Raw genomic sequence first — 1,998 nt, 5'->3', positions numbered from 1 at the left:
TTAGCGCCAAGAGCCGATGCTATCATGGGGCAGGATTACCTGTGGAGCGGCGACCAGCTTATCGAAGAAACGCCGATTTAAGCCAATGGCACACCGGTGGAAGATCAACGTATCCGTTGGTTATATGAACCCGGTTCATTAACACCGTCAGCCCGCTTTGAAAAAGGCAAGCTGCACTATATTGTCAGTGACCATCAGGGTACGCCGCGCGAGATGCTCAACGAAAACGGCACACTGGTCTGGGCGCAGCGGCTGACGACATGGGGCAAAGCGGAGAAATCGCAGGTCATTGCGTCGAATAACCCGGATTACCATGTGGGCTGTAATCTGCGGTTTGCAGGGCAATATGAAGACGAAGAGAGCGGGTTATACTACAATCGTTTTCGTTATTATTCACCGGAGACCACGCAGTATATCTCGCCTGACCCGATCGGGCTGAAAGGTGGACTTGACCCTTACGGGTATGTGCATAATCCGGCTAACTGGATCGACCCATATGGATTGGCAAGTGGCTTAGGTAACAAAGGAGATGTTGGAGATACCGTCACTGTATTTAGAGTTCAAGGAGGAATACCTCCCAATGCAAGTCACCACCGAATAAGAGTCGATGACGCTGGAAATCCTAAAATTCAAAATGCTACCTTAAATATCAGTATTGGTGACACTAAACATGCTGAGCATTTTAAGAATATTAGGGGCGGAGATGCTGAAATCGTTTCATTTGAAATCCCTAAATAGCTTAACGACTTTATTAAAGAAAATGCCATTCCGCAAAAAGGTTATAAAACAAACCCATTAAATCAGAAAGGAATGGCTCCTAAAATAGTAGATCCAACAACCCCCTGTGACTCATACGAATTCCCTAAAGTGTGGACTAAATGGCTAGAAGAGAATGCTGTTCCCGGCTCTGGAAAAGTAAAAAAATAAATTAAGGTGGTTATATGTTTGAGGAAGATGATGATTTCTTAGCCGATGATAATGTTGTTGTTGCAATAAAGAACAATAATATTATTACTTGGTATCAATCAGACAGAGAAATATGGGTGCTGGATAGACAAAAATGGCATAGAGATTTTGTTGACAATGACATTGTTTGTCCAGAAGACAGTGCTGATGATCGATTCGGCATTTTAATTGTTAATGATGCAACTAAAGATAAATTTTTTGACAGTATTTTGTCTTTTAAGGTCGATAATAAAAAACTAGAGGAATTCAAGGAAAAAATACAAGACTCTTCTTCTTGGTGGGACTCTCACGAGCTATTTCCAATGGCATTCATTGATTTTGATTCAAAAAAATTAAGTGCATGTTATCCATACCCAGGAAAAGTACCTGTGGAAAGATATGTACCTGATGGTTGGAATGGTGAGTTTATTGATTTTATGCGCAAATTTGATGAAAGTATTCTGCCCAAGAACGAAAAATATTGGGTCATTAATGATATTGATTATTTAGAAAAACTTTCTTCTTTATTTTAATAAAATAGCCGGAAGATCACGGGGATCTTCCGGCTATGTTCTTTTTAAGAGCCGCTCAGTCCCTGCTCTTAGTTGCTATTGTAATCGCCAATCAGTTCCCGCATCCGCAGCTTAATTTCACTGATTTTCGTCCGTTGGCGCTGGTATTGCTGTTTGAGGCTGTGGGTCTCGTTGCTGTCGGGGATCAGCACCAGACAGCCGTCCATGATCTTCACCGTGACCGAGCCGCCAATCTCAAAGCCTGCCTGTTTAAGCCATTGCCCCTTAAGGTGTATTGCGGGTGGGGCGTTGGCCTTGTCGTTTTGCGGGACGTATTCCACGGTGTAATAACGTTCTTTTTTTGTAGCTGCGTCGAATGATCCGGATTATCACGTGGGGTGTAATTTCAGGTTCTGCGGGCAGTATGAGGATTCTATACCCATACCGATGGCGTGATCTACGACTATGCCACGCCGGATAACCGGGTCTTGTCCCGTAACCGCCACCTTCCCCACTGCCTGCTGACCGGCGAACTATGCCT

2 protein-coding genes and 1 pseudogene are annotated in these 1,998 nt (G+C 43.8%); 2 read left to right on the top strand and 1 reads right to left on the bottom strand.

Translation table 11 applies throughout. From position 1 onward, the window contains the following. Together FE394_RS18725 and FE394_RS18720 are read left to right on the top strand one after the other, a co-directional pair. A pseudogene (locus FE394_RS18725) lies at positions 1–510 on the top strand (RHS repeat domain-containing protein); the annotation flags it as partial. 431 nt (positions 511–941) lie between these two features. Further along, positions 942–1,478: a hypothetical protein gene (locus FE394_RS18720; RefSeq protein WP_319927841.1), complete on the top strand. Its 537-nt coding sequence runs from the start codon at positions 942–944 to the stop codon at positions 1,476–1,478. A 68-nt stretch (positions 1,479–1,546) separates the two neighbouring features. Here the strand turns inward: FE394_RS18720 and FE394_RS18715 are convergent, their stop codons facing one another. Continuing rightward, the gene (locus FE394_RS18715; RefSeq protein WP_319927840.1) at positions 1,547–1,798 is read right to left on the bottom strand and encodes a SymE family type I addiction module toxin; all 252 of its coding nucleotides are present in this window, start codon (positions 1,796–1,798) and stop codon (positions 1,547–1,549) included. Positions 1,799–1,998: the final 200 nt, after the last annotated feature.

It is taken from the genome of Xenorhabdus littoralis (genome assembly GCF_033949345.1).
GTDB lineage: Bacteria > Pseudomonadota > Gammaproteobacteria > Enterobacterales > Enterobacteriaceae > Xenorhabdus > Xenorhabdus littoralis.
This window is presented reverse-complemented; position numbering and strand designations above follow the sequence as displayed.